Origin of the sequence: Paramesorhizobium endophyticum (genome assembly GCF_014640615.1) — a bacterium.
Taxonomy (GTDB): Bacteria; Pseudomonadota; Alphaproteobacteria; order Rhizobiales; family Rhizobiaceae; genus Paramesorhizobium; species Paramesorhizobium endophyticum.
The window spans coordinates 79,378-101,009 of the sequence record NZ_BMHH01000005.1 but is presented as its reverse complement, the minus strand read 5'-3'; the positions used below and the strand labels follow the sequence as shown (position 1 = coordinate 101,009).

The following is a 21,632-nucleotide window of genomic DNA, read 5'->3' as shown; positions in this document are numbered from 1 at the left end:
GGTGCGATGCTGGACAGGCCAGACAAAGAAGCATTCGGCGAGGCCGCGACCTTCTCTCCCGAGGAGCGCGCGGCGCTCTATAAGGCCATCTATACACGCCGCGACGTGCGCGACGAGTTTCTGCCCGATCCCATCCCGGATGACGTGCTGAAGCGGCTGCTCGATGCGGCGCATCACGCGCCATCGGTCGGCTTCATGCAGCCGTGGAACTTTATCGTCATCCGTGACGAGCGCCGCCGCGCCCATATCCACTCGCTGTTCACCAAGGCGAATGAAGAGGCCGCGGCAATGTTTCCGCCCGAGCAGCAGGCGCTCTACCGCTCCCTGAAGCTCGAGGGCATCCGCAAGGCGCCGGTCAATCTCTGCATCACCTGCGACCGCACGCGCGGCGGCAAGGTGGTGCTGGGCCGCACCCATAACCCGCAGATGGACCTCTACAGCACCGTCTGCGCCGTCCAGAACCTCTGGCTCGCTGCCCGCGCGGAAGGAATCGGCGTCGGCTGGGTCAGCATCATCGATGACGCCGCCCTGCATGAGGCGCTTTCGATCCCCGCGCATGTCGAAATCATCGCCTATCTCTGTTTGGGTTATGTCGATCACCTCTACCAGCGCCCCGAGCTGGAGGTCAAAGGCTGGCGCAACCGCCTGCCGCTCGAAGAGCTGATCTTCGAGGAGACATGGCAACCAGAATGAAAGAAATCCGCCTGTAGGTTCGGCTTCTCACCGTAAGGGAGCCGACAGGGCGGAATGGAAGCACGCAGGCACATTAGACAGGATAATCGCATCGACTTCGCCTCGATTCTGGCCGAGGTGGAGCGCCAGCCTGTCGCCGCGCCGGAAAATCCGCGCCCGTTCTCGTTCGATTTCCTCGATGCGCTCCTCCATCTTGCCCCGGCTTGTGAGGGGAGCCGGCAACCGGATTTTCTTCTCGAAGAAGCTTCCCAGCCCGAACCCGATTCGCCCCTTCCCAGTACCGATCCCGAAGAGGTCGCGCGCGAATTGCAGCTCTCGCCTGATATGTCCACCGCGGAGCTTACCCGGGTGCGACGGCGTTTTGCTGCGCTGAATCACCCCGACCGCGTAGCTGCATCGCTGCGCGACAGGGCTTCGGACCGCATGAAGATCGCCAATGCGCTTATTGATAAGGCTTTGGCCGGCGCTCCATCACGCGAAATTTAATTTCGTCGTTCATCTGATTTTTTGCTTTATATTGCATATATGCTAGGAAAGGCCCGAGAGGGGGCGATTTTACGCGTTGCGCGGTGCTGCCCTCTATGAGAGGACAAATCAGACAATTTCCGGCAAGGACTGCACAGGATGCCCGCTTATCGTTCACGTACCACCACCCATGGCCGCAACATGGCCGGCGCGCGCGGCCTTTGGCGCGCCACCGGCATGAAGGATTCCGATTTCGGTAAGCCGATCATCGCGGTGGTGAACTCGTTCACGCAGTTCGTGCCGGGCCATGTGCATCTGAAGGATCTGGGCCAGCTCGTCGCCCGCGAGATCGAGAGTGCCGGCGGCGTCGCCAAGGAGTTCAACACCATCGCGGTCGATGACGGCATCGCCATGGGCCATGACGGCATGCTCTATTCGCTGCCGTCGCGCGAGATCATCGCCGATTCGGTCGAATACATGGTCAATGCGCATTGTGCCGACGCCATGGTCTGCATTTCCAATTGCGACAAGATCACGCCGGGCATGCTGATGGCGGCGCTCAGGCTGAACATCCCCGTGGTCTTCGTCTCCGGCGGCCCGATGGAGGCCGGCAAGGTCGTCTGGGACGACCAGGTGAAGAAGCTCGACCTCGTCGATGCGATGATCGCCGCTGCCGACGATCGCTATACCGACGAACAGGTCAAGGTCATCGAGCGCTCCGCCTGCCCCACCTGCGGCTCCTGCTCCGGCATGTTCACCGCCAATTCGATGAACTGTCTGACCGAGGCGCTCGGCCTCTCTCTCCCCGGCAATGGCTCGACACTCGCCACCCATGCCGATCGCAAGCGCCTCTTCGTTGAGGCGGGGCATCTCATCGTCGATCTCGCCCGCCGCTATTACGAACAGGATGACGAAAGCGTGTTGCCACGCTCTATCGCCAGTTTCGCTGCCTTCGAAAACGCCATGACGCTCGACATCGCCATGGGCGGTTCCACGAACACCGTGCTACATCTCCTCGCCGCCGCCCATGAGGGCGAGGTCGATTTTACCATGTCGGATATCGACCGCCTGTCGCGCCGCGTTCCCGTGCTCTGCAAGGTCGCTCCCGCCATCGCCAATGTCCACATGGAGGATGTCCACCACGCCGGCGGCATCATGGGCATTCTGGGTGAGCTCGACCGCGCCGGGCTGCTGGACACCTCCGTCGGCTCCGTCCATGCGAAGACGCTGGGCGACGCGCTCGACCGCTGGGATGTGAAGCGCACGCAGAACCCGATGGTGCATGATTTCTACCGCGCCGCCCCCGGCGGCGTGCCGACGCAGGTGGCTTTCAGCCAGGACCGCCGTTTCGACAGCGTCGATGTCGACCGCGAAAAGGGCGTCATCCGCGACCTCGATCATGCCTATTCCAGGGATGGCGGACTTGCCGTGCTCTACGGCAATCTGGCCGAGGATGGCTGCATCGTGAAGACGGCGGGCGTCGACGAATCGATCCTGAAATTCTCCGGCCCCGCCCGCATTTTCGAAAGCCAGGATTCGGCGGTGCTTGGCATCCTCAACGGCAAGATCGTGCCTGGTGATATCGTGCTCATCCGCTATGAAGGCCCGCGCGGCGGCCCCGGCATGCAGGAGATGCTCTATCCGACGAGCTATCTGAAGTCGAAGGGCCTCGGCAAGGCCTGTGCCCTCATCACCGACGGCCGTTTCTCCGGCGGCTCCTCCGGCCTCTCCATCGGCCACGTCTCGCCGGAAGCGGCGGAAGGCGGCACGATCGGCCTCGTCGAGGAAGGCGATATCATCGAGATCGACATCCCCAACCGCAAGATACACCTGGCCGTGGACGACACCGAACTCGCCCGCCGCCGTGAGGCGATGGAAGCCAAGGGCGACAAGGCCTGGAAGCCCGCCGAAGAGCGCAAACGCAAGGTAACGACGGCGTTGCGCGCCTATGCGGCGATGGCGACAAGCGCCGCGAAGGGCGCTGTGCGGCAGGTGCCTTGAGCTCGGCGCAGCCTCACTTTGCTAAAGAGTGGCTAATCGCTCGTGAAGTTCTGTGAGGCTATCAATAATTGCATCTGCCCGAGAGATATCCATAAGTTGGGATTGGATGGGGGCCCAAGGCCCTCGCCTGATGAATATAGTGTGAAGCCCCGCTTTAGACGCGGGGATCACATCATTATCCAGGCGGTCGCCCACATAGACTATCTCTGACGGATGTACGTTGGCTTCGGAGATCATACGCTCAAAAAATGCCACTGATGGCTTCTCGACGCCCCAGCTCATCGAGGAAGCAATAATCTGAGCGCGTACGCCGCATTTTGCCAATGCGCGCTCGGTTTCCTCTGGCTGGTTTCCCGCGATCCCTACTATGTAACCATCTGCTGCGAGCCGCTTCAAGGTTGGAACGGCATCCTCATAAAGATCATCTGGGCGAATTGAGTAATCCAAGCCACGGCGTTTCCGCTCGGCTTTTGCTTTCTCATAGTCGAAAGCTTTGTCAAAATAAGTAAAGACCTCGCGGTGGTGGCCGCCTCTTTGGATCACGGCTCCAAGTGCCGCCGCGAAACAGAATTTAGGAACGTCTAGCCAATCAGCCCATTCGTCCCATTGTCGTGTTTCATTTACAAGCGTTTCGCCTACATCGAAGAACACGGCTCTGATCAAGCAGGCCTCCCATTCTAATTCGAAGGGCAAGTTCAGCAATCAAACTTGGCCGCGTGGCGCAATGGCCTTTTCTATAATAGGCATCAACTCGTCCCGTATCGACGCCGGATCGAACGGCCCGACATGCTTGTAAATGATCTTCCCATCCCTCCCGACGAGGAAAGTTTCCGGCACGCCATAGACGCCCCATTCAATGGCGGCGCGGCCTGTTGTGTCGGCCCCGACAGCTGAAAATGGATTGCCAAGCTGGGTCAGGAAGCTGCGGGCGTTTTCCGGCTTGTCTTTGTAATTGAGGCCAACGAGGCGGATGCGGTCATCCTTCGCCAGTTCCATCAGCAGCGGGTGCTCGACGCGGCAGGGCACACACCAGGACGCCCAGACATTCACCAGCGTTACCTGCCCCGAAAAACTCGCGGGGTCGAGGCCCGGCGTCGGCTTGCCATCCATTGCGAGGCCTTCCAGCGGTGGCAGGGTCATTGCCGGGGCGGGCTTGCCGATCAGCACGGAAGGGATGACGCTTTCGTCTTTTCCTGAAAGAAGCTGCGCTGTGAAAACCGCCGCCAGCGCCAGAAAGATGGCGAGCGGCAGCAGCGCCAGCAGGACACGGCGGCGCGGGGCAGGGGATGCAGCACTGTCGCTCATGGCTCAACCGCCTTCTGCGAGCGCCGGCGGATGCCCTGCGCTTCCAGCCGTTTCAATTCCGTGCGCTGCGAGCGCTGGTCGATAAGCAGCCACGCGACGAGGCCCAGAAGCACCGCCAGCGAAATGCCATAGGAGAGGAGGACGAAGGTGAGGTGGCTCATGCGGCTACCGCCTCGTTCTGGTCGGCCTTGCGCGCCGCGATGCGCCGCATAGCGATGACGCGCCTGCGCCAGATTTCATTGCGCATCGCCATCATGTGCAGCGTGAAGAACAGGAGCGTGAAGCCCGCCGCCATCACCAGCAGCGGCCAGAGCAGCGTCGGGTCGATGGTCGAGCCGCCCGTGCGGAACACCGAGGCTGGCTGGTGCAGCGTGTTCCACCAATCGACCGAGAATTTGATGATGGGGATGTTGATGAAGCCCACAAGGGTCAGCACCGCCGCCGCCCTTGCCGATTTCGCCGGATCGTCCAGTGCCCGCGACAGCGCGATGATGCCGAGATACATGAGAAACAGCACGAAGACCGAGGTGAGCCGCGCGTCCCACACCCACCATGTTCCCCACATCGGCTTGCCCCATAGCGCGCCTGTCATGAGCGCCAGCGCGGTGAAAGCCGCGCCGATGGGCGCCGCCGCCTTGGCCGAGACATCGGCGAGCGGATGCCGCCACACCAGCGTGCCGAGGCCCGAGGCCGCCATCAGCGTGTAGCACATCATCGAAAGCCAGGCGAACGGCACATGGATGAACATGATCTTGACGGTCATGCCCTGCTGGTAATCGTCTGGCGCGTTGACCGACATATAGAGCCCGATCGCCAGCACCAGCGCGGAAAGCCCCGCCAGCCAAGGCAGAAGCGTCCCCGCCAGCGCCAGGAAGCGCGTGGGGTTGGCAAGGTCGAGCAGTCTCAAGGGCTGGCTAGCAGTGTCTGACATGGATAATTACATAACCTTGCCGGGCAAATCCGGCAATTGACTTGTATTAAAACCATTCCAAATCTCGTCAGTCCGTCGAGAGTTTCAACGCCGCAGCCGCAGCCACCGGACCGATCACCGCGAAGAACAGCGTGATGGCTGAGAGGATAAGGAATGGCGCGAGAAACGGCACGCCCTCGGTCGTCGCGCCATAGGCGGCGGAAACGCCGAAGATCAACACCGGAACCGTCAGCGGCAGCACGATCACCGAGACAAGCAGTCCGCCGCGCGGCAGCGACACCGCCAGCGCCGCCCCCACCGCGCCGATAAGCGTGATGGCCGGGGTGCCCGCAAGCAGGGTCAGAGCCGTCGCACCGATGGCCTCGGGCGCCATGTTCATGAAGAGACCGAGCAGCGGAGCGGCGATGACGAGCGGCAGGACGGTCGCGGTCCAGTGTGCGAGGCATTTGATGAGGACCGTGATGCCGAGCATATACCGGTCGCCGTTCATGACGAGTAGATCGAGCGAGCCATCGTCTCGGTCCGCTTGGAAAAGCCGGTCGAGCCCGAGCAGCGCGGCAAGCAGCGCGCCGACCCAAAGCATCGCCGGTCCGATGCGGGAAAGTAGATTAAGGTCCGGCCCGACGCCGAACGGCATCACGGTAATGACGGCGAGGAAGAACAGAATGCCCACCAGCGCCCCGCCGCCCGCGCGCAAAGCCAGTCGGAAATCGCGGAGGAAGAGGGCGGTCATTGGAGGTCTCTCCGCCTGCGGAGGCAATGGTCGATGCAGTGCGCTGGAACACCCCCCTCTGCCCTGCCGGGCATCTCCCCCCCAAGGGGGGAGATTAGCCATTCATCGACGGTCGGTATCAATCGCAGATTTTGCAGGATGGATTCGGCATGTAATATTGGCCAATCTCCCCCCTTGTGGGGGAGATGCCCGGCAGGGCAGAGGGGGGTGATTCCAGCTACCACTGACTTCCCCCCATCCTCAACTCCCCTGCCCCCTCCAGCCCCAGCGGCAGATGCGTCGCCGCAACGATGATCCCTCCCGCGTCGAGATGTCCCCGCATCAGCCCCGCAAAGCGTCCTTCCGAAACCTTGTCCAGCCCCGCAGTCGGCTCGTCCAGCAGCCAGACAGGACGATAACTCACCAGCAATTTGGCAATCGATATGCGCCGTTTCTGCCCCGTCGAGAGATAGCCGAAGGGCAGATGATCCGTACCATCAAGCCCCACCGTCTCCAGTGCATCGTCGATATCCATCCGCGCCTCGCCGTTGAACGCCTGCCAGAAGGCGAGATTTTCCCGCACGCTCAAGGCATCCTTCATCGCGTTCTTGTGCCCCAGATAATGGCAGGCGGATTGTACATCGGCAAACGCCTCGCCGCCCTCCAGCCGCACCTCGCCAGAAGCAGGCGCCAGCAGCCCGGCGATGATTCGCAGAAGCGTCGATTTTCCCGCCCCGTTCGGCCCGGTTACGACGAGCGCACTGCCCGCTTCGATCACAAAGTCGAGATCGGCAAAGATGGTCTCGCCGCTGCGCTCGGCGCTCAATTTCAGGGCTTCAAGCCGCATTTTCCCTCCGGATAAGCCAGACAATTGGCCGAAAATGATGCCGCAACAATTCGCCGCAATCGCTGATTTCGCGCAATAACAATCTGGAACAGTTTTAGGAAACGCTCTATATAGCGGCTACCATGCCAGCGGTCGGTGTGGGAACCCATTTTTGGCCGATCTCAAATGTTCGCTTTTTCGGAAGCGGGCAGCGGGACGGACAGCGGAAATGACTGCACCCGCACCTTGAGCCGCGTCCTTGAAACGTGAGCATTAGGCGTTCGTCTCGGGTTTCGGCCCAGCAGCATAAGGACGAATGTTCGTGTCACATATCGACAGCTTCAAATGCCGAAGGACCCTCAAGGTAGGGGACAAGGAATATGTCTATTACAGCCTGACCGAGGCCGAAAAGAACGGTCTGGAGGGCATTTCCCGGCTTCCATTCTCGATGAAGGTTCTGCTTGAGAACCTGCTGCGCTTCGAGGACGACCGCTCCGTCAAGAAGGCCGACATCGAGAATATCGCGAAGTGGCTTTCCGATCGCGGCAAGGCCGGTGCGGAAATCGCCTATCGTCCGGCCCGCGTGCTGATGCAGGATTTCACCGGCGTTCCCGCCGTGGTCGATCTCGCCGCCATGCGCGATGCGATGGTGTCGCTCGGCGGCGATCCCGAGAAGATCAATCCGCTCGTGCCCGTCGATCTCGTCATCGACCATTCGGTCATCGTCGATGAGTTCGGCAATGCCCAGGCGTTCAAGCGCAATGTCGATCTGGAATACCAGCGCAACGGCGAACGCTACCGCTTCCTCAAATGGGGCCAGCAGGCATTCCGCAATTTCCGCGTCGTGCCGCCGGGCACCGGCATCTGCCATCAGGTGAACCTGGAATATCTGGCGCAAGCCGTCTGGACGAAGGAAGAGGACGGCGTCACCGTCGCCTATCCCGATACCTGCGTCGGCACCGATTCGCACACGACAATGGTCAACGGCCTTGGCGTGCTGGGCTGGGGCGTCGGCGGCATCGAGGCCGAGGCAGCCATGCTGGGCCAGCCCGTCTCCATGCTTCTGCCTGAAGTCATCGGCTTCCGCCTGACCGGCAAGCTCAAGGAGGGCGTCACCGCCACCGATCTGGTGCTGACCGTCACGCAGATGCTGCGCAAGAAGGGCGTCGTCGGCAAGTTCGTCGAGTTCTTCGGCCCCGGCCTTGGCAACATGACGCTCGCCGATCGCGCCACCATCGGCAACATGGCGCCCGAATATGGCGCGACCTGCGGCTTCTTCCCCGTGGATGAAGAAACGCTGAACTACATGCATATGTCGGGCCGCGAGGAAGAGCGCATCGCACTCGTCAAGGCCTATACCCAGGCGCAGGGCATGTGGCGGGAGAGCGATTCCTTCGATCCCGTCTTCACCGATGTTCTCGAACTCGATATGGCTGAAGTCGTGCCGTCAATGGCTGGCCCGAAGCGTCCGGAAGGCCGCATCCCGCTGGAAAACATCGGCTCCGGCTTCGCTAAATCGCTTGAGACGGAATACAAGAAGACCACCGGCCAGGCGACGCGCTACGCCGTCGAGGACGAGGATTACGATCTCGGCCATGGCGACGTCGTCATCGCCGCCATCACGTCCTGCACCAACACCTCCAATCCAAGCGTGCTGATCGCCGCAGGCCTTCTCGCCCGCAATGCGGTCGCCAAGGGCCTCAAGACCAAGCCCTGGGTCAAGACCTCGCTGGCCCCCGGCTCGCAGGTCGTCGCAGCCTATCTGGAAAGCGCCGGGCTGCAGAAGGATCTGGATGCACTCGGCTTCAACCTCGTCGGCTTCGGCTGCACCACCTGTATCGGCAATTCCGGCCCGCTGCCGGCGCCGATCTCCAAGACGATCAACGACAAGGGCCTGATCGCCGCCGCCGTCCTCTCGGGCAACCGTAATTTCGAAGGCCGCGTCTCGCCGGATGTGCAGGCAAACTACCTCGCCTCGCCGCCGCTGGTCGTCGCGCACGCGCTCGCGGGCACGGTGACGAAGGACCTCACCAAGGAGCCGCTCGGCGAAGACCAGAATGGCAACCCGGTGTTCCTTAGGGATATCTGGCCGTCCTCGCAGGAGATCCAGGACTTCATCGCCAGGAACGTCACCCGCAAGCTCTTTGCGGAAAAATATGCCGACGTCTTCAAGGGTGACGAGAACTGGCGGGCGGTTCAGGTTCCAGCAGGGCAGACCTATACCTGGGACGACCAGTCGACCTATGTGCAGAACCCGCCTTACTTTGTCGGCATGGGCAAGGTTCCCGGCAAGATCGAGGATATCAAGGGCGCGCGCGTCCTCGGCCTCTTCGGCGACAAGATCACCACGGACCATATCTCGCCCGCCGGTTCCATCAAGGCGGCTTCGCCTGCCGGCAGCTACCTCATGGAGCATGGCGTCGGTGTGGCGGACTTCAACCAGTACGGCACGCGCCGCGGCAATCATGAGGTCATGATGCGCGGCACCTTCGCCAATATCCGCATCCGCAACTGGATGCTGGGTGAGAACGGGCGCGAGGGCGGCTATACGATCCATTACCCCTCCAAGGAGGAAATGCCGATCTACGACGCCGCCATGGAGTATCGGGCCGAAAGCGTGCCGCTGGTGATCTTCGCCGGCATCGAATACGGCAACGGCTCCTCGCGCGACTGGGCGGCCAAGGGCACCAATCTGCTCGGCGTCCGCGCGGTCATCGCCCAGTCCTTCGAGCGCATCCACCGCTCGAACCTGGTCGGCATGGGCGTCATCCCCTTCGTGCTGGATGAAGGCGTGAGCTGGCAGTCGCTGGGCCTGAAGGGAGACGAGACGGTCGAGATAGACGGCCTCAACGACATCAAGCCGCGCCAGAAGACGATGGCCAAGGTCACCTATGCCGATGGTACGGTGAAGGAAGTGCCGATCTGGTGCCGCATCGATACGCTTGATGAGCTCGACTACATGAAGAACGGCGGCATCCTGCAATACGTCCTGCGCGATCTCGCGGCCTGATCGAGCCATTACAAATCAAAGCGAAGCCGCCGGAGCGATCCGGCGGCTTTATTGTAAATGTAGGCGCCAAGCAGGCACCCCTCATCCGACCGCGCTTCGCGCGGCCGGATGAGGGGTATGTCTGGCGATTCCGTCGAATATAAATGCTCTATTTCCGGATAACCCCAACGTGACTTCCCATTGATCGGCAGGTCGCGTAAAAGTAGATGTCCCCGACAATTTACGTAAGATGGTGAGAGCCGGAGAGAGCCTTGGAACCGATCGTCGACCGATATCCATGGAGCCGATATTTTTCAGTTCCATCCGCGCGCGATTGGAATCTTTTGCTGTTCGCAGGCCTTCTTTCCGTCGCGGCGCAATTCTCCCCGGCCTATGCCCGTGATGCCGATGATGCGGATGTGATTCCGGCTTCGCTTGCCACGCGCGGCGTGGTGGAGCTTTTCACCAGCCAGGGCTGCGTTTCCTGCCCTCCGGCCGATGCCACATTGAACGAGCTCGCCAAGCGCACGGATCTCGTGGCGCTCGCTTTCCATGTCGATTACTGGGATTATCTTGGCTGGCGCGATACGCTCGCCACGCCGGAGAACACGGCGCGACAGAATGCCTATCGCAACGCGATGAAGGCCCGGATGATCTATACCCCGCAGGTGATTCTCAATGGCCGGACCGAGCTCAACGGCAATGACGCGAAGAGCATAAAATCAGGCATTGCGAGGCTGGCCGGCGGTCCTGGCGGCCTGAGCGTGCCTGTGAGGATCGCGAGGCAGGACGGCCAGCGCCTCGTCATCGAGGCCGGCGCGGGCAAAAAGCCGGACACGCCGGTCCATCTCCTCGTCGCCTATTTTGACGACAAGATAACCGTGCCGATCAAGGCCGGTGAGAATGGCGGACGCTCGGTCACGTACCGCAACGCGGTCCGCGATATCGAGACGATCGGCATGTGGGACGGCAAACCGCTGCGCGTGGAAATTCCCGCTTCGGAACTGACGAAAAAGAAGGCGTCCGGCTGCGCCGTGCTGCTGCAGGAAGTCGGTTATGACAACCGCCTGGGAAGCATTTTGGGCGCGGCCATGCTGCGGCGTCGGCCCGACAAGCTTTTCGAATGAATGGGTTGTTGCGAGACAAAAAAGAGGCCGGCGCTTTGCCAGCCTAAAGCTTCGTCGCTGTTGCCGTTGCGGATGGTGAAAAGCTGAGTGGTTTTCACCATCCTGAATGCTGCTGGTTCGGTCCGGACAGCCCATTGGGCGGGGGGCTTGGGGTTGGGCATGTCCAGACCGAACCGTCTCAGGCAACGAGGGGATGTTGCTGGCATAATCGGGCTGCAATGCGAACGGCAAAAGGCGAAAATGTGGCGGTCCGTAACCTATCGAAACAGGATGTATCGTTTCGTGAGATGAAGCTTAATTTTAACGAAAGGTTTCGTTTTGGCTTGAAAAGCGGGCCCGAAGGTTTCACCTTTCAGTCATCGAACTGTCATGCGAGCCTGGGTGAGAAAACGCGATGGATGGCGGAAACAGACCGGACAGCGAAGCTTCGACCGTTTCCATCGACGCGGCAAGGGCGCGGAGGCATAGTCAGCCGGTGACGTTCAACCGGCGCGAACTGGACAGGATCCTGCGCGTTTACGGCCAGATGGTCGCCTCGGGCGAATGGCGCGACTATGCCATCGATCACTTGAGCGACCGCGCCGTTTTCTCCATCTTTCGTCGCGCGAGCGAGGTTCCGTTTTTCCGCATCGAGAAGAACCCGAAGCTGGCGCAGCGCCAGGGCGCCTGGTCGGTCATCGCCGCCAGCGGGCTCATCCTGAAGCGCGGCCACGAACTGGAGCGGGTATTGCGCGTGTTCGACAAGAGCTTGCGGGTGGTGCAAACATAGCGCCCTCCTTCCCCCTTGCGGGGAAGGTGTCTGCGGAGCAGACGGATGGGGGTGGCTACGCTTGCGCTACGGTTTTCGAAGCAAGCGCAAACGTCACCACCCCCACCCGACCCTTCGGGCCACCCTCCCCGCAAGGGGGAGGGATGGGTACATTCCCCTGAAAACAAAAAGGGCAGCGTTTCCGCCGCCCTTTCTTCGATCACTGTTCCCAGGATCAGTTCCGGTTGTTGCCCATGAACTGCAGCAGGAACATGAACATGTTGATGAAGTCGAGATAGAGCCTCAGTGCGCCCATCACGATCTTGCGGCCCATCGTATCGGACGAGTCGCCCTCGAAATACATCTCCTTGATCGACTGCGTGTCATAGGCCGTCAGCCCGGCGAAGATGAGGACGCCAAGGACGGAAACGGCGAATTGCAGCGCGGTCGAACCGAGGAAGATGTTCACGATGGAAGCGAGGATGAGGCCGAAGACGCCCATCATCAGGAACGAGCCCATAGCGGAAAGATCGCGCTTGGTCGTATAGCCGTAGAGCGACAGCGCGCCGAAGGAGGCGGCGGTCACGAAGAACGTCCGCACGATGCTCTGGCCGGTGAAGACCAGAAAGATCGACGAAAGCGACAGGCCGACCAGGGCTGCATAGACCCAGAAGGTCGCCCGCGCCGCGCCGACGCTCAAATTCTCGATGCGGAAGCTCAGGAAGAACACGGCAACCAGCGGAGCCAGCATGATCACCCAGCGCAACGGGCTGGCGTAAAGAAGCTGGGCGAAGGCCGGGTTCGACTGGGCGAGGACCGACGTGCCGAGAGCCGCGACGCCGGTGAGGGCGAGGCCCAGGGCCATCATGTTGTAGACGCCCAGCATATAGCTGCGAAGACCCTGGTCTATGCCAGCGTCTACACGGACGCCAGCCGGGCTTCTGGCTTGCATGTTTCGATAGTCAACCATGGTTTTCCTCTTGCGTTGTCCCGTCCGGTGTCGGGGGCGCTCCCCAGGCGCCGCTGCCGGGACGACAGCATGCCTGCCCAAGATTATGGGGATTGTTACCCTTTTTCACAAGTGCCCCGCGTCTGGGACGCGATCATGCGGTTAAAAAAGACCGTTTTGTACTGATTCGCAGGCATGATTTGCGTCTTCATCACGGGTTTCGCAGCACCGAAGCCGCCTTATGGCCCAGAACCCGCCATGTGCCGAGCAGGCCGAAGCCGACCGTAAGCACCAGCGCCACCGCCACCGTCATCAGCGCCACATCGGGCAGGAACCGCGCCTGCAATTGCATGACGCGCGCCACCACATACCATCCGGCGACGCCGCCCGCGATGAGCGCGAAGACCGCCGTCGCCAGCCCCAGCATCAGATATTCCAGCGAAAACGCCTTGATCAACGTCCGCCGCGTGGCTCCCAGCGTCTTCAGCACCACCGCGTCATGAATGCGCGCCCGGTTGCCCGCAGCGAGCGCCCCGCCAAGCACCAGCACCGACGCGCCGAGCGCCACGGCCGCCGCCGCGCGGATGGCGGTTGCAAGCTGGCCCACCAGATCATTGGCGACATCGATGGCGTCCTTGACACGCACCGAGGTGACGGCGGGAAAGGCGCGCGTCACGGTGCGCAGAACCTCCGCCTCGCGCTCCGGCGAGGCGCTGGGCTCCGTCAGGGTCGCCAGCCATGCATGAGGCGCGCCCGCGAAGCTGTTGGGCGAGAACACCATGACGAAATTGATCGCCAGCGATTCCCATTGCACCTGCCGGAAACTGGCGATTTTCGCCGTGATGTTGCGCCCGAGCACATTGACGGTCACGGTATCGCCGAGCTTGAGGCCCAGCTCCTTCGCTTCCTGGGCGGAGAAGGAGACGAGCGGCTCGCCGGAATAATCCTTAGGCCACCATTGCCCTTCGCTCAGCGTCGAGTTCTCGGGAATATTCTGCGCATAGGTGATGCCCCTGTCGCCCCGCAGCACCCATGCACCCTCCGGCGGAATGGTGAGCTTGGAGACATCGGTGCCGTTGAGCGCCACGATGCGCCCGCGCAGCATCGGCGCGCTGACGATCTTGCTGCCAGGCGCCGCCTCCTGCAGCAGCTTTCTGAAATTATCGATCTCCGCGCTTTGTATATCCACGAAGAAGAAATTGGGCGCGTGCTCCGGGATGCTCTCCGAAATCTGCCGGCGCAGATTGCCATCGATGAGCGTCAGCGCCACCAGTAGCGTCAGCCCGAGGCCGAGCGACAGTATTACCGAGGGCGTCAGCGCGCCGGGGCGGTGGATGTTGCCGATGGCGAGCCTGAGCGCCGTGGAGCGCACACGCGGCGCGCGCCGCGCCAGCCATTGCACGCCCGTCGCGACCGCCCGCAGCACCAGAAAGGCCAGGGCCGTGGAGACGATGAAGATCGTGGCGATCCTTCGGTCATAGGCGAAGTGGATGGCAAGCCCCGCAAGCAGCAGGATCAGCCCTGCCGCCGCGATGAGATAGACCGCCCGCGGCCAGCCGCGCTGGTCGAAGCCCTGCTCGCGGAAAAGCGCGGTCGCGGGAATGTCGCGGGCGCGCCCTAGTGGCAGGATGGCGAAGGCAAGGGTTGTCACTACGCCAAAGACCGTCGCCATGGCCAAAGCGCCGGGATAAATGCCTGCCGCGCTCGCCACCGGCAGAACGGAGGAAAGCGCCGCCGCTGCCGCATAGGGCGCGGCGATGGCCATCACGAGGCCGATGGCGATGCCGATAAGCGCGATGATGAGGATCTGCGTGAGGTAAACGGTAAGCACGAAATTGGCGGGCGCGCCCAGCGATTTGAACGTGGCGATGACGCCGCGCTTGCCGTCGAGATAGGCGCGCACGGCGTTGGCGACGCCCACGCCGCCGACAATCAGCGCCGTGAGCCCCACCAGCGTCAGGAACTGCGAGAAGCGCTCGATATTGGCGGAAAGGGCAGGGGAGGCATTGCTGCGGGTGCGGATGCTCCACCCCGCTTCCGGGAATTTCTGTTGCGCCTGCGTCTCGATGGCTCGAATGTCCGCATCGGTCGCCCCAGCGGGCAGGGCGATCTTGTAGACATGCTCGACAAGGCTGCCGGGCTGGATGAGGCCGGATGCCCTGAGTCCGTCGAGCGAAACCATGAAGCGCGGCGCAAAGCCGAAGCCATCCGAAAGCATGTCCGGCTCGTCCGTGATGATGCCGCGCAGTTCGAACGTCGCTTGTCCCAATTCCACGCGGTCGCCGAGCTTCAGCCCCAGCCGGTCGAGCAGAAGCTGCGTCGTGGCAGCGCCATAGACACCGTTCTTCGCGCCGAAAAGCGCGTCATGCGGCAGCGCCGGTTCGGTCTTGAACGTGCCGAACAGCGGATAGGCCCCATCCACCGCCTTGACCTCCACCAGCGACTGGTCCGAGCCATCGGGAAGCCGCGCCATCGAGCGCATGGATGCGCTGTCGGCGAGCCGCCCGTGCGAGGTGAGGAAGGCGCGCTCCTCTGGCGATACCTCGCGCTGGTTCAGTTCGAACCGCATGTCGCCGCCGAGGATCGATTGGCCTTGTGTTGCAATGGCCCCGCTTATCGCTTGCGCCACGGAATTGACGCCGCCGATGGCCGCGACACCGAGCGCGATGCAGGCGAGGAAGATATAGAAGCCGGAAAGCCCGCCGCGCATTTCGCGCAGAGCGAAGCGGAGGGCCAGAGCAAGTCCAGGAAAAGTGTGAAGCGGTTTTCCGTCTGGACGTGTGGAAATGGGAGAAGGAAGCGCGCTCATCGGCTGGCCGCCACGATACGCTGCGGGGCGGTTTCGCCAGCGCTGTCAGGTTCGATCTGCCCGGAGCGAATGTGGATTTCGCGGTCGCAGCGCGCGGCAAGCGCCGGATCGTGTGTGACGAGCACCAGCGTCAAGCCCTGCTCGCGTTGCGCCTGGAAGAGAAGATCGGCGATTTTCGTGCCTGTGGCCGCGTCGAGATTGCCGGTGGGTTCGTCGGCGATGAGAATCTTGGGCGAAGGCGCGAGCGCTCGCGCAATCGCCACGCGCTGCTGTTCACCGCCCGAAAGTTCGCCCGGATAATGCGACATGCGATGCTCAAGCCCGACGGCCTTCAGCTCCCGCGCCGCGATGTCGAAAGCATCCGCATGGGCCGCCAGCTCCAGCGGCACCGCGGCGTTTTCGAGCGCCGTCATGTTGGGGATCAGGTGGAAGGACTGGAAGACGATGCCGACATTGCGCCCGCGAAAGGCCGCTGCCTCGTCCTCGTTCATGCTGTCGAGCCGCGCGCCGGCTATCGACACCGTGCCGCTATCGATCCGCTCCAGCCCCGCCAACACCATCAGCAGCGTCGATTTGCCCGAGCCGGATGGACCGACAATGCCCACTGATTCCCCCGCCTCGATTGTCAGCGACACGCCTTTGAGAACATGGACCGTCGAAGCGCCGCTCCCCAGGGTCAAATGCACATTGTCGAGAGCGATCACGGGTTCTGTCACGGGCAAGTCTTTCCTATATGTTCGGAACTGTCATGCGGGATGTCGCATGAGGAAGGAATTTGGATATGGGTTGCCGCCGATGAGATTCAAACCAGTACACGCATTTATTGCCGGCATAATGGCCGCATCGTTCGTCCTTTTCAGCATTATCCTCGTGCCGATGGCTGAGGCTCAGACGAGCGCCGCGAAAGCCGGCAAGCCCATCCGCATCATCGGCTTCGGTGATAGCCTCATGGCCGGCTATCAACTGCCGCCGCAGGATGCCTTCCCCGCCCGGCTGGAAGAGGCCTTGAAGAAGGCGGGCTACGATGTGGCGATCGAGAATGCCGGCGTATCCGGCGACACCACGGCCGGCGGTCTCGCCCGGCTCGACTGGTCCATTCCCGATGGCACGGACATTGTCATTCTGGAACTCGGCGCGAATGATGCGCTCCGCGGTATATCGCCTGATATAGCGGCTAAAAATCTCAAGACCATGATCACGCGCTTGAAATCGCGCGGCATCACCATCGTTCTCGCCGGAATGCTCGCCCCGCCCAATATGGGCAAGGCCTATGACGAGCGATTCAACGCCATCTATCCCGCTTTGGCGGATAAATACGTCCTGCCATTCTATCCTTTCTTTCTTGATGGCGTCGCGGCGCAAAAGACCATGGTGCTTGATGATGGAATGCATCCCAACGCGCAAGGCGTGACGCGCATGGTCGAGGGCTTTCTACCCGTCATGGAGAAGGTGCTGAAAGAATTCAAATCGCAGGAAAACTGAGCATCGCTTGTTCACCCTGCCGGTACGCGCTGGAATAAACGGCTTGCTCTTGCCTCCATTCGGTGTTTCGGTAGAGGGGTAGAACGATTCGAGGAGGATGCCATGCCGCGTCTTTTCACTGCCCTCGAAATTCCGCGTGACGCCGCGCTTTCGCTCTCGCTGTTACGAGGCGGCCTTATCGGCGCTCGCTGGATCGATGTCGAGAACTACCACATCACCTTGCGCTTCCTGGGTGACATTGAAGGCCATGTGGCCGACGAGGTCGCCAACGCGCTCGACCGCATCCGCCGTCCGGAATTCATGTTGAGCCTTTCCGGCGTCGGCGCGTTCGGCTCGAAAAAGCCGCACAGCGTCTATGCGGGCGTTGCACCGTCGCCCGATCTCTTTGCCCTGCAGGCGGAGATCGAGCGTATCTGCCAGCGGCTGGGGCTCCCAGCCGATCCGCGCAAGTTCACGCCGCATGTCACGCTCGCCCGGCTGAAAAACGTCCGCGACGAGGATGTGGCGCGCTATCTCTCCTCGCGCGGCAATTTCGCCACCGTGCCGTTCCGGGTCGGGCGCTTCGTGCTGATGTCCTCGCGCGATTCGGTCGGCGGGGGTCCGTATGTCGTTGAGGAGGCATGGCCGCTGCAATCGCGCCGCCAGTCCTCCCCGCGCTATCTGGACGCGCAAAGGACGTTCTGATCAGGCAGCATCTTTGTCTGGCTGAACCGTCAGATGAATGCCGAGGGCTTTGGTCACGCCAAGGAGGGTTGAGAGCTTCGGGTCGCCTTTTTCGCTCAAGGCCTTGTAGAGCGCCTCGCGGGTGACGCCGGCATCCTTCGCCACGGTCGTCATGCCGCGGGCCTTGGCCACAACACCAAGCGCGTGAGTGATATAGGCGGCGTCGCCGGATCCGAACGCATCGGCAATCAGCTCGATCTGGGCTTCACGGCTTCCGAGGAATTCGGAAGCATCGAATGGAATGGTTTCGATAGCCATTCAGACCTCCTTCGCCATTTCGATGGCGCGTTTAATATCGTGCTTCTGTGTGGATTTATCACCGCCGCACAGAAGGATGATAAGCACATTGCCCCGCTTGACGAAGTAGACGCGGTAACCGGGGCCGTGATCAATGCGCATTTCGCCAATGCCGTCGAAGAACTTCACATCGCCCAGCAGGCCCGCTTGCATACGAACGAGACGTTGCGAAATCCGTTCGCGGGCGCGGTTATCTCGCAGGGCGCGAAGCCATTCGAGGAATTCGGCGGTCTGGCGAACTTCGATCATATGTGATCTCTAGTTAACATCAGTGCCGCCGTCAAGAAAATTGTTAACTGCAGGATACGATCCTCTTGTGTGTAACGGCGATGCATCCCATGTTTGATCGGCTTCCATCCGGAGATGAGAATGATGGACAAGGTCAAGATAGGCGAGATTCTGGAGCCCGGCAGCGAGGAAAAGCAGCGCGAGCGGGAGAACCGTGTGCGCAAGGCTTTCTGGAAGACGGTGCGCAAGGCTGCCCGCTACATTCCCTTCATGGAGGAGGTGGTGGCGGCATATTACTGCGCGCTCGACCGGAACACGCCGCGCCGCGTACGTCTGACCCTTATGGCGGCGCTCGCCTATTTCGTGCTGCCGCTCGATTTTATCCCTGATTTTCTGCTGCCCTTCGGCTTCACGGACGATATCGCGGTGCTGATGACGGCCTTGAACGCCGTGCGCTCCCATATCACGCCGGCCCATCGCGAAGCGGCCCGCGCGGCGCTTACGAAGCTGGATTAACCAAACATTAGGGATAGACATCCGGCATTTTACGGAAACACATTCTCGCCGCTTTCTTTTGGAGAACCTAACCGGAGCAAAATCGCTTCAGGGGCTTCTAAAGCTTTTTCGTGTGAGAAAAGCGTGGCGCGTCCGCAAAACTTCACCGTTTCGTAACCCAGATTAAGTCAAATTAATCGGGAATTTGAATGGGAAGGCGCGGATAGCGGCAGCCGTCCCGGATTCGGGTATGAAGCAAACGAAAGAGAACCGGTAGGAACATGCTTGGAAAATCGATCGTCGCGGCTTCTGTGTTCATGATGGGGATGGCGGGCACGGCACTCGCCCAGACCCCGAGCCAGATCAGCCAGTTCAACGCTTGGGGCGCCTACAGCTACCAGTCGGCCAATGGCAAGGTCTGCTATGTCCTGTCCGTGCCGACCCAGAAGACGCCCGCCAGCGTGGACCACGGCGATAATTTCTTCCTCGTCAGCCAGAAGCCCGGCCAGAACGTCTCCTTCGAACCGCAATTCATGGCCGGTTACGAACTGAAGCCGGATGCCAAGGTGACGGTGACTGTCGGCAGCCGCAGCTTCACCATGTTCGTCAACGGCAAATCCGGCTGGATGGAAAACGCCGCCGAGGAGCCGCAACTGATCGCGGCCATGCGCGGCGGCTCGGACATGACCGTCAAGGCCGTCTCCAAGCGCGGCACCAATACCAGCTACACCTATTCGCTGAAGGGCATCTCGGCGGCGTTGGCGGCGATCCAGAAGTGTAAGTAAGCTTTGCATAGCGCAGGCAGGAAGGGCTGGGAATGTTCCCGGCCTTTTTTGCTTTAGCGCCTTCCCTCCCCCTTGCGGGGAGGGTGGCCCGAAGGGTCGGGTGGGGGTGGTGACGCTTGGCGCCACGGTTTTCGAAGCAAGTGCAAACGTCACCACCCCCATCCGCCCGCTAACGCGGGCACCTTCCCCGCAAGGGGGAAGGGGGCGCTGGGGTGACTATCGCGACTTTCCATGATATTAGCCCCGCGCAAGATACCGCCCGTGACTGGCGCGGCAATGGGCGAAGCCCCATATTACTCCGAAATCTCTGGTGCTGAAAGCCGATGTCCATTTCGTTTGACCTGACCGTTCCTGCCGCCCGTAATGCGCTTGGCATGGCTGCCCGGGCCGCGCTTGCGCCCAAGCCTTCGCTGGTGGGGATGACGCGCGCCGAGATGGGCGAGGCGCTGGTCGGCATCGGCGTGCCGGAGCGCCAGGTGAAGATGCGTGTCGCGCAATTGTGGCACTGGCTCTATGTGCGCGGCGTGTCGGATTTCGCCGACATGCTCAACATCTCCAAGGATATGCGTGCGCTTCTCTCGCAGCATTTCTCGATCGGCCGGCCGGAAATCGTCGATGAGCAGATTTCCAATGACGGCACGCGCAAATGGTTGTTTCGGTTTCCCCCGCGTGGCGCCGGCCGCCCCGTCGAAATCGAAACCGTCTATATCCCTGAGGAAGGGCGCGGCACGCTCTGCATTTCGAGCCAGGTCGGCTGCACGCTCACCTGCTCCTTCTGCCATACCGGTACGCAGAAACTGGTGCGCAATCTGACGGCGGAGGAAATCCTCGCCCAGCTTATGGCTGCCCGCGACCGTCTCGGCGACTTCCCTGACAAGGACACGCCCGATGGCGCCATCGTCCCCGCCGAAGGGCGCAAGGTGACGAACATCGTCATGATGGGCATGGGCGAGCCGCTCTATAATTTCGAGGAGGTAAAGAAGGCGCTGCTCATCGCCTCCGATGGCGACGGCCTCTCCCTTTCCAAGCGCCGCATCACGCTTTCCACCTCCGGGGTCGTGCCCGAGATCTACCGCACCGGCGAGGAAATCGGCGTCATGCTCGCCATTTCGCTCCATGCCGTGCGCAACGACCTGCGCGACATGCTGGTGCCGATCAACAAGAAATACCCGCTTGAAGAGCTGATCGCGGCCTGCCGCGCCTATCCCGGCCTCTCGAACGCCCGCCGCATCACCTTCGAATATGTGATGCTGAAGGACGTCAACGACAGCCTTGAGGACGCCAAGGAACTGGTGCGCCTGCTCAAGGGCATCCCGGCCAAGATCAACCTGATCCCCTTCAATCCCTGGCCGGGCACGAACTATCAGTGCTCGGACTGGGAGCAGATCGAGCGTTTCGCCGATTACGTCAACAATGCCGGCTATGCCTCGCCGATCCGCACGCCGCGCGGGCGCGACATTCTCGCTGCCTGCGGCCAGCTGAAATCGGAATCCGAGCGTATGCGCAAGGCGGACCGCCTGGCGCTCGAAGCCATGATGATCGTGGGACACGGCGAGGAATGAGCAAGTCCAGGAAAATTGACGACGGGTTTCCGTTCGGACTTGCGGCCAGTAGAGAATGAGCGAGTTCTTCTATTATATATGGCGCTTTATCCTCGCTTCGTTTGCGTGGCTCGCGGCGGTAATCGTCGCCGCTTTCGTGCTGACCATGCTGCTTTTCGCCTTCGCCAATCACGGCCCCGCCGATGAGACAGCCGTGGAAAACATCATGCAGGTCAGTCTCACCGCGACGCCTTTCACCATTTTCTACGTGGCGACCGGAACCTTCGTCCCTTCGCTTTTCATCATCGTATGGTCCGAATTCGCCCGCCGCCGCGACTGGCTGTTCTACAGCCTCGCCGGTTTGTTGATGGGCGTCGGCATCGTCGCATACCAGCTTGTGCAGAATGCTGAGGCCAGTTCGTCGGACTATGCTCTGTTCACGGCTACGGCCGCCGCCGCCGGCATCATCGGCGGCTCGGTTTACTGGCCGATTGCGGGACGCACCGCCGGGTCGCGGCGGTAATCC

The 21,632-nt window shown here is 61.6% G+C and carries 23 protein-coding genes; 12 read left to right on the top strand and 11 right to left on the bottom strand.

Annotated elements, in window-relative coordinates; translation table 11 throughout:
- Positions 1 to 6 precede the first annotated feature (6 nt).
- The 3 genes from bluB (at position 7) to ilvD (ending at position 3,159) form a co-directional block, all read left to right on the top strand.
- Positions 7 to 693, top strand: coding sequence for a 5,6-dimethylbenzimidazole synthase (gene bluB, locus IEX53_RS08060; RefSeq protein WP_188823208.1), 687 nt, complete (start codon positions 7 to 9; stop codon positions 691 to 693).
- 54 nt (positions 694 to 747) lie between these two features.
- On the top strand, positions 748 to 1,179 hold the full coding sequence (locus IEX53_RS08055; protein ID WP_188823206.1) for a hypothetical protein: 432 nt from the start codon (positions 748 to 750) through the stop codon (positions 1,177 to 1,179).
- Between the two features lie 138 nt (positions 1,180 to 1,317).
- Positions 1,318 to 3,159 carry a dihydroxy-acid dehydratase gene (gene ilvD / locus IEX53_RS08050; protein WP_188823204.1) on the top strand — a complete coding sequence of 614 codons (1,842 nt, stop codon included), beginning with the start codon at positions 1,318 to 1,320 and terminating at the stop codon, positions 3,157 to 3,159.
- Between the two features lie 21 nt (positions 3,160 to 3,180).
- Here ilvD and IEX53_RS08045 read toward each other — a convergent pair whose 3' ends face one another.
- The 6 genes from IEX53_RS08045 to ccmA form a co-directional block, all read right to left on the bottom strand.
- Positions 3,181 to 3,822, bottom strand: coding sequence for an HAD family hydrolase (locus tag IEX53_RS08045; protein WP_188823202.1), 642 nt, complete (start codon positions 3,820 to 3,822; stop codon positions 3,181 to 3,183).
- Positions 3,823 to 3,861: 39 nt separating this feature from the next.
- Positions 3,862 to 4,464 (bottom strand): DsbE family thiol:disulfide interchange protein, encoded by a 603-nt coding sequence (locus IEX53_RS08040; RefSeq protein WP_188823201.1) that lies wholly within the window; start codon positions 4,462 to 4,464, stop codon positions 3,862 to 3,864.
- Positions 4,461 to 4,625 carry a heme exporter protein CcmD gene (gene ccmD, locus IEX53_RS08035; RefSeq protein WP_188823199.1) on the bottom strand — a complete coding sequence of 55 codons (165 nt, stop codon included), beginning with the start codon at positions 4,623 to 4,625 and terminating at the stop codon, positions 4,461 to 4,463. The genes IEX53_RS08040 and ccmD overlap by 4 nt, the downstream gene beginning before the upstream one ends.
- Entirely contained in the window at positions 4,622 to 5,395 is a 774-nt protein-coding gene (locus IEX53_RS08030) for a heme ABC transporter permease (RefSeq protein WP_188823197.1), read from the bottom strand. Before IEX53_RS08030 ends, ccmD begins: the two co-directional genes overlap by 4 nt.
- Before the next feature lie 67 nt (positions 5,396 to 5,462).
- Positions 5,463 to 6,128, bottom strand: coding sequence for a heme exporter protein CcmB (gene ccmB / locus IEX53_RS08025; RefSeq protein ID WP_188823194.1), 666 nt, complete (start codon positions 6,126 to 6,128; stop codon positions 5,463 to 5,465).
- A 217-nt stretch (positions 6,129 to 6,345) separates the two neighbouring features.
- Positions 6,346 to 6,954, bottom strand: a complete 609-nt coding sequence (ccmA, locus tag IEX53_RS08020; RefSeq protein WP_188823193.1) for a heme ABC exporter ATP-binding protein CcmA — start codon at positions 6,952 to 6,954, stop codon at positions 6,346 to 6,348.
- Between the two features lie 301 nt (positions 6,955 to 7,255).
- Here ccmA and acnA point away from each other — a divergent pair, with 301 nt between their 5' ends.
- The 3 genes from acnA (at position 7,256) to IEX53_RS08005 (ending at position 11,818) form a co-directional block, all read left to right on the top strand.
- Entirely contained in the window at positions 7,256 to 9,943 is a 2,688-nt protein-coding gene (acnA, locus tag IEX53_RS08015) for an aconitate hydratase AcnA (protein WP_188823191.1), read from the top strand.
- A 251-nt stretch (positions 9,944 to 10,194) separates the two neighbouring features.
- Positions 10,195 to 11,049: a DUF1223 domain-containing protein gene (locus IEX53_RS08010; protein ID WP_236016092.1), complete on the top strand. Its 855-nt coding sequence runs from the start codon at positions 10,195 to 10,197 to the stop codon at positions 11,047 to 11,049.
- A gap of 394 nt (positions 11,050 to 11,443) precedes the next feature.
- Positions 11,444 to 11,818: a DUF2794 domain-containing protein gene (locus IEX53_RS08005; protein ID WP_188823189.1), complete on the top strand. Its 375-nt coding sequence runs from the start codon at positions 11,444 to 11,446 to the stop codon at positions 11,816 to 11,818.
- Between the two features lie 214 nt (positions 11,819 to 12,032).
- On the opposite strand, the gene IEX53_RS08000 is transcribed toward IEX53_RS08005, so the two are convergent.
- From IEX53_RS08000 to IEX53_RS07990, 3 genes are all read right to left on the bottom strand, one after another.
- Positions 12,033 to 12,767 carry a Bax inhibitor-1/YccA family protein gene (locus tag IEX53_RS08000; RefSeq protein WP_188823187.1) on the bottom strand — a complete coding sequence of 245 codons (735 nt, stop codon included), beginning with the start codon at positions 12,765 to 12,767 and terminating at the stop codon, positions 12,033 to 12,035.
- A gap of 190 nt (positions 12,768 to 12,957) precedes the next feature.
- Entirely contained in the window at positions 12,958 to 15,456 is a 2,499-nt protein-coding gene (locus tag IEX53_RS07995; RefSeq protein WP_236016102.1) for an ABC transporter permease, read from the bottom strand.
- A 95-nt stretch (positions 15,457 to 15,551) separates the two neighbouring features.
- Positions 15,552 to 16,271, bottom strand: a complete 720-nt coding sequence (locus IEX53_RS07990) for an ABC transporter ATP-binding protein (protein ID WP_188823183.1) — start codon at positions 16,269 to 16,271, stop codon at positions 15,552 to 15,554.
- 118 nt (positions 16,272 to 16,389) lie between these two features.
- Between IEX53_RS07990 and IEX53_RS07985 the strand changes: the two genes are divergently transcribed.
- Both IEX53_RS07985 and thpR read left to right on the top strand, forming a co-directional pair.
- Positions 16,390 to 17,037 (top strand): arylesterase, encoded by a 648-nt coding sequence (locus tag IEX53_RS07985; RefSeq protein WP_373288613.1) that lies wholly within the window; start codon positions 16,390 to 16,392, stop codon positions 17,035 to 17,037.
- Between the two features lie 102 nt (positions 17,038 to 17,139).
- Entirely contained in the window at positions 17,140 to 17,721 is a 582-nt protein-coding gene (gene thpR, locus IEX53_RS07980; RefSeq protein WP_188823179.1) for an RNA 2',3'-cyclic phosphodiesterase, read from the top strand.
- On the opposite strand, the gene IEX53_RS07975 is transcribed toward thpR, so the two are convergent.
- Both IEX53_RS07975 and IEX53_RS07970 read right to left on the bottom strand, forming a co-directional pair.
- Positions 17,722 to 18,018, bottom strand: a complete 297-nt coding sequence (locus IEX53_RS07975; RefSeq protein WP_188823177.1) for an addiction module antidote protein — start codon at positions 18,016 to 18,018, stop codon at positions 17,722 to 17,724.
- A complete protein-coding gene (locus IEX53_RS07970; RefSeq protein WP_188823175.1) occupies positions 18,019 to 18,306 on the bottom strand; it encodes a type II toxin-antitoxin system RelE/ParE family toxin in 288 nt (95 codons plus the stop codon).
- A 123-nt stretch (positions 18,307 to 18,429) separates the two neighbouring features.
- Here IEX53_RS07970 and IEX53_RS07965 point away from each other — a divergent pair, with 123 nt between their 5' ends.
- The 4 genes from IEX53_RS07965 to IEX53_RS07950 all read left to right on the top strand — a co-directional run bounded on the left by IEX53_RS07965 (position 18,430) and on the right by IEX53_RS07950 (position 21,629).
- On the top strand, positions 18,430 to 18,801 hold the full coding sequence (locus tag IEX53_RS07965; RefSeq protein ID WP_188823497.1) for a YkvA family protein: 372 nt from the start codon (positions 18,430 to 18,432) through the stop codon (positions 18,799 to 18,801).
- Between the two features lie 260 nt (positions 18,802 to 19,061).
- Positions 19,062 to 19,565, top strand: a complete 504-nt coding sequence (locus IEX53_RS07960; RefSeq protein WP_188823173.1) for an invasion associated locus B family protein — start codon at positions 19,062 to 19,064, stop codon at positions 19,563 to 19,565.
- A gap of 323 nt (positions 19,566 to 19,888) precedes the next feature.
- Positions 19,889 to 21,127 (top strand): dual-specificity RNA methyltransferase RlmN, encoded by a 1,239-nt coding sequence (gene rlmN, locus IEX53_RS07955; protein WP_188823171.1) that lies wholly within the window; start codon positions 19,889 to 19,891, stop codon positions 21,125 to 21,127.
- 55 nt (positions 21,128 to 21,182) lie between these two features.
- Positions 21,183 to 21,629 (top strand): hypothetical protein, encoded by a 447-nt coding sequence (locus IEX53_RS07950; RefSeq protein ID WP_188823170.1) that lies wholly within the window; start codon positions 21,183 to 21,185, stop codon positions 21,627 to 21,629.
- Positions 21,630 to 21,632 lie beyond the last annotated feature (3 nt).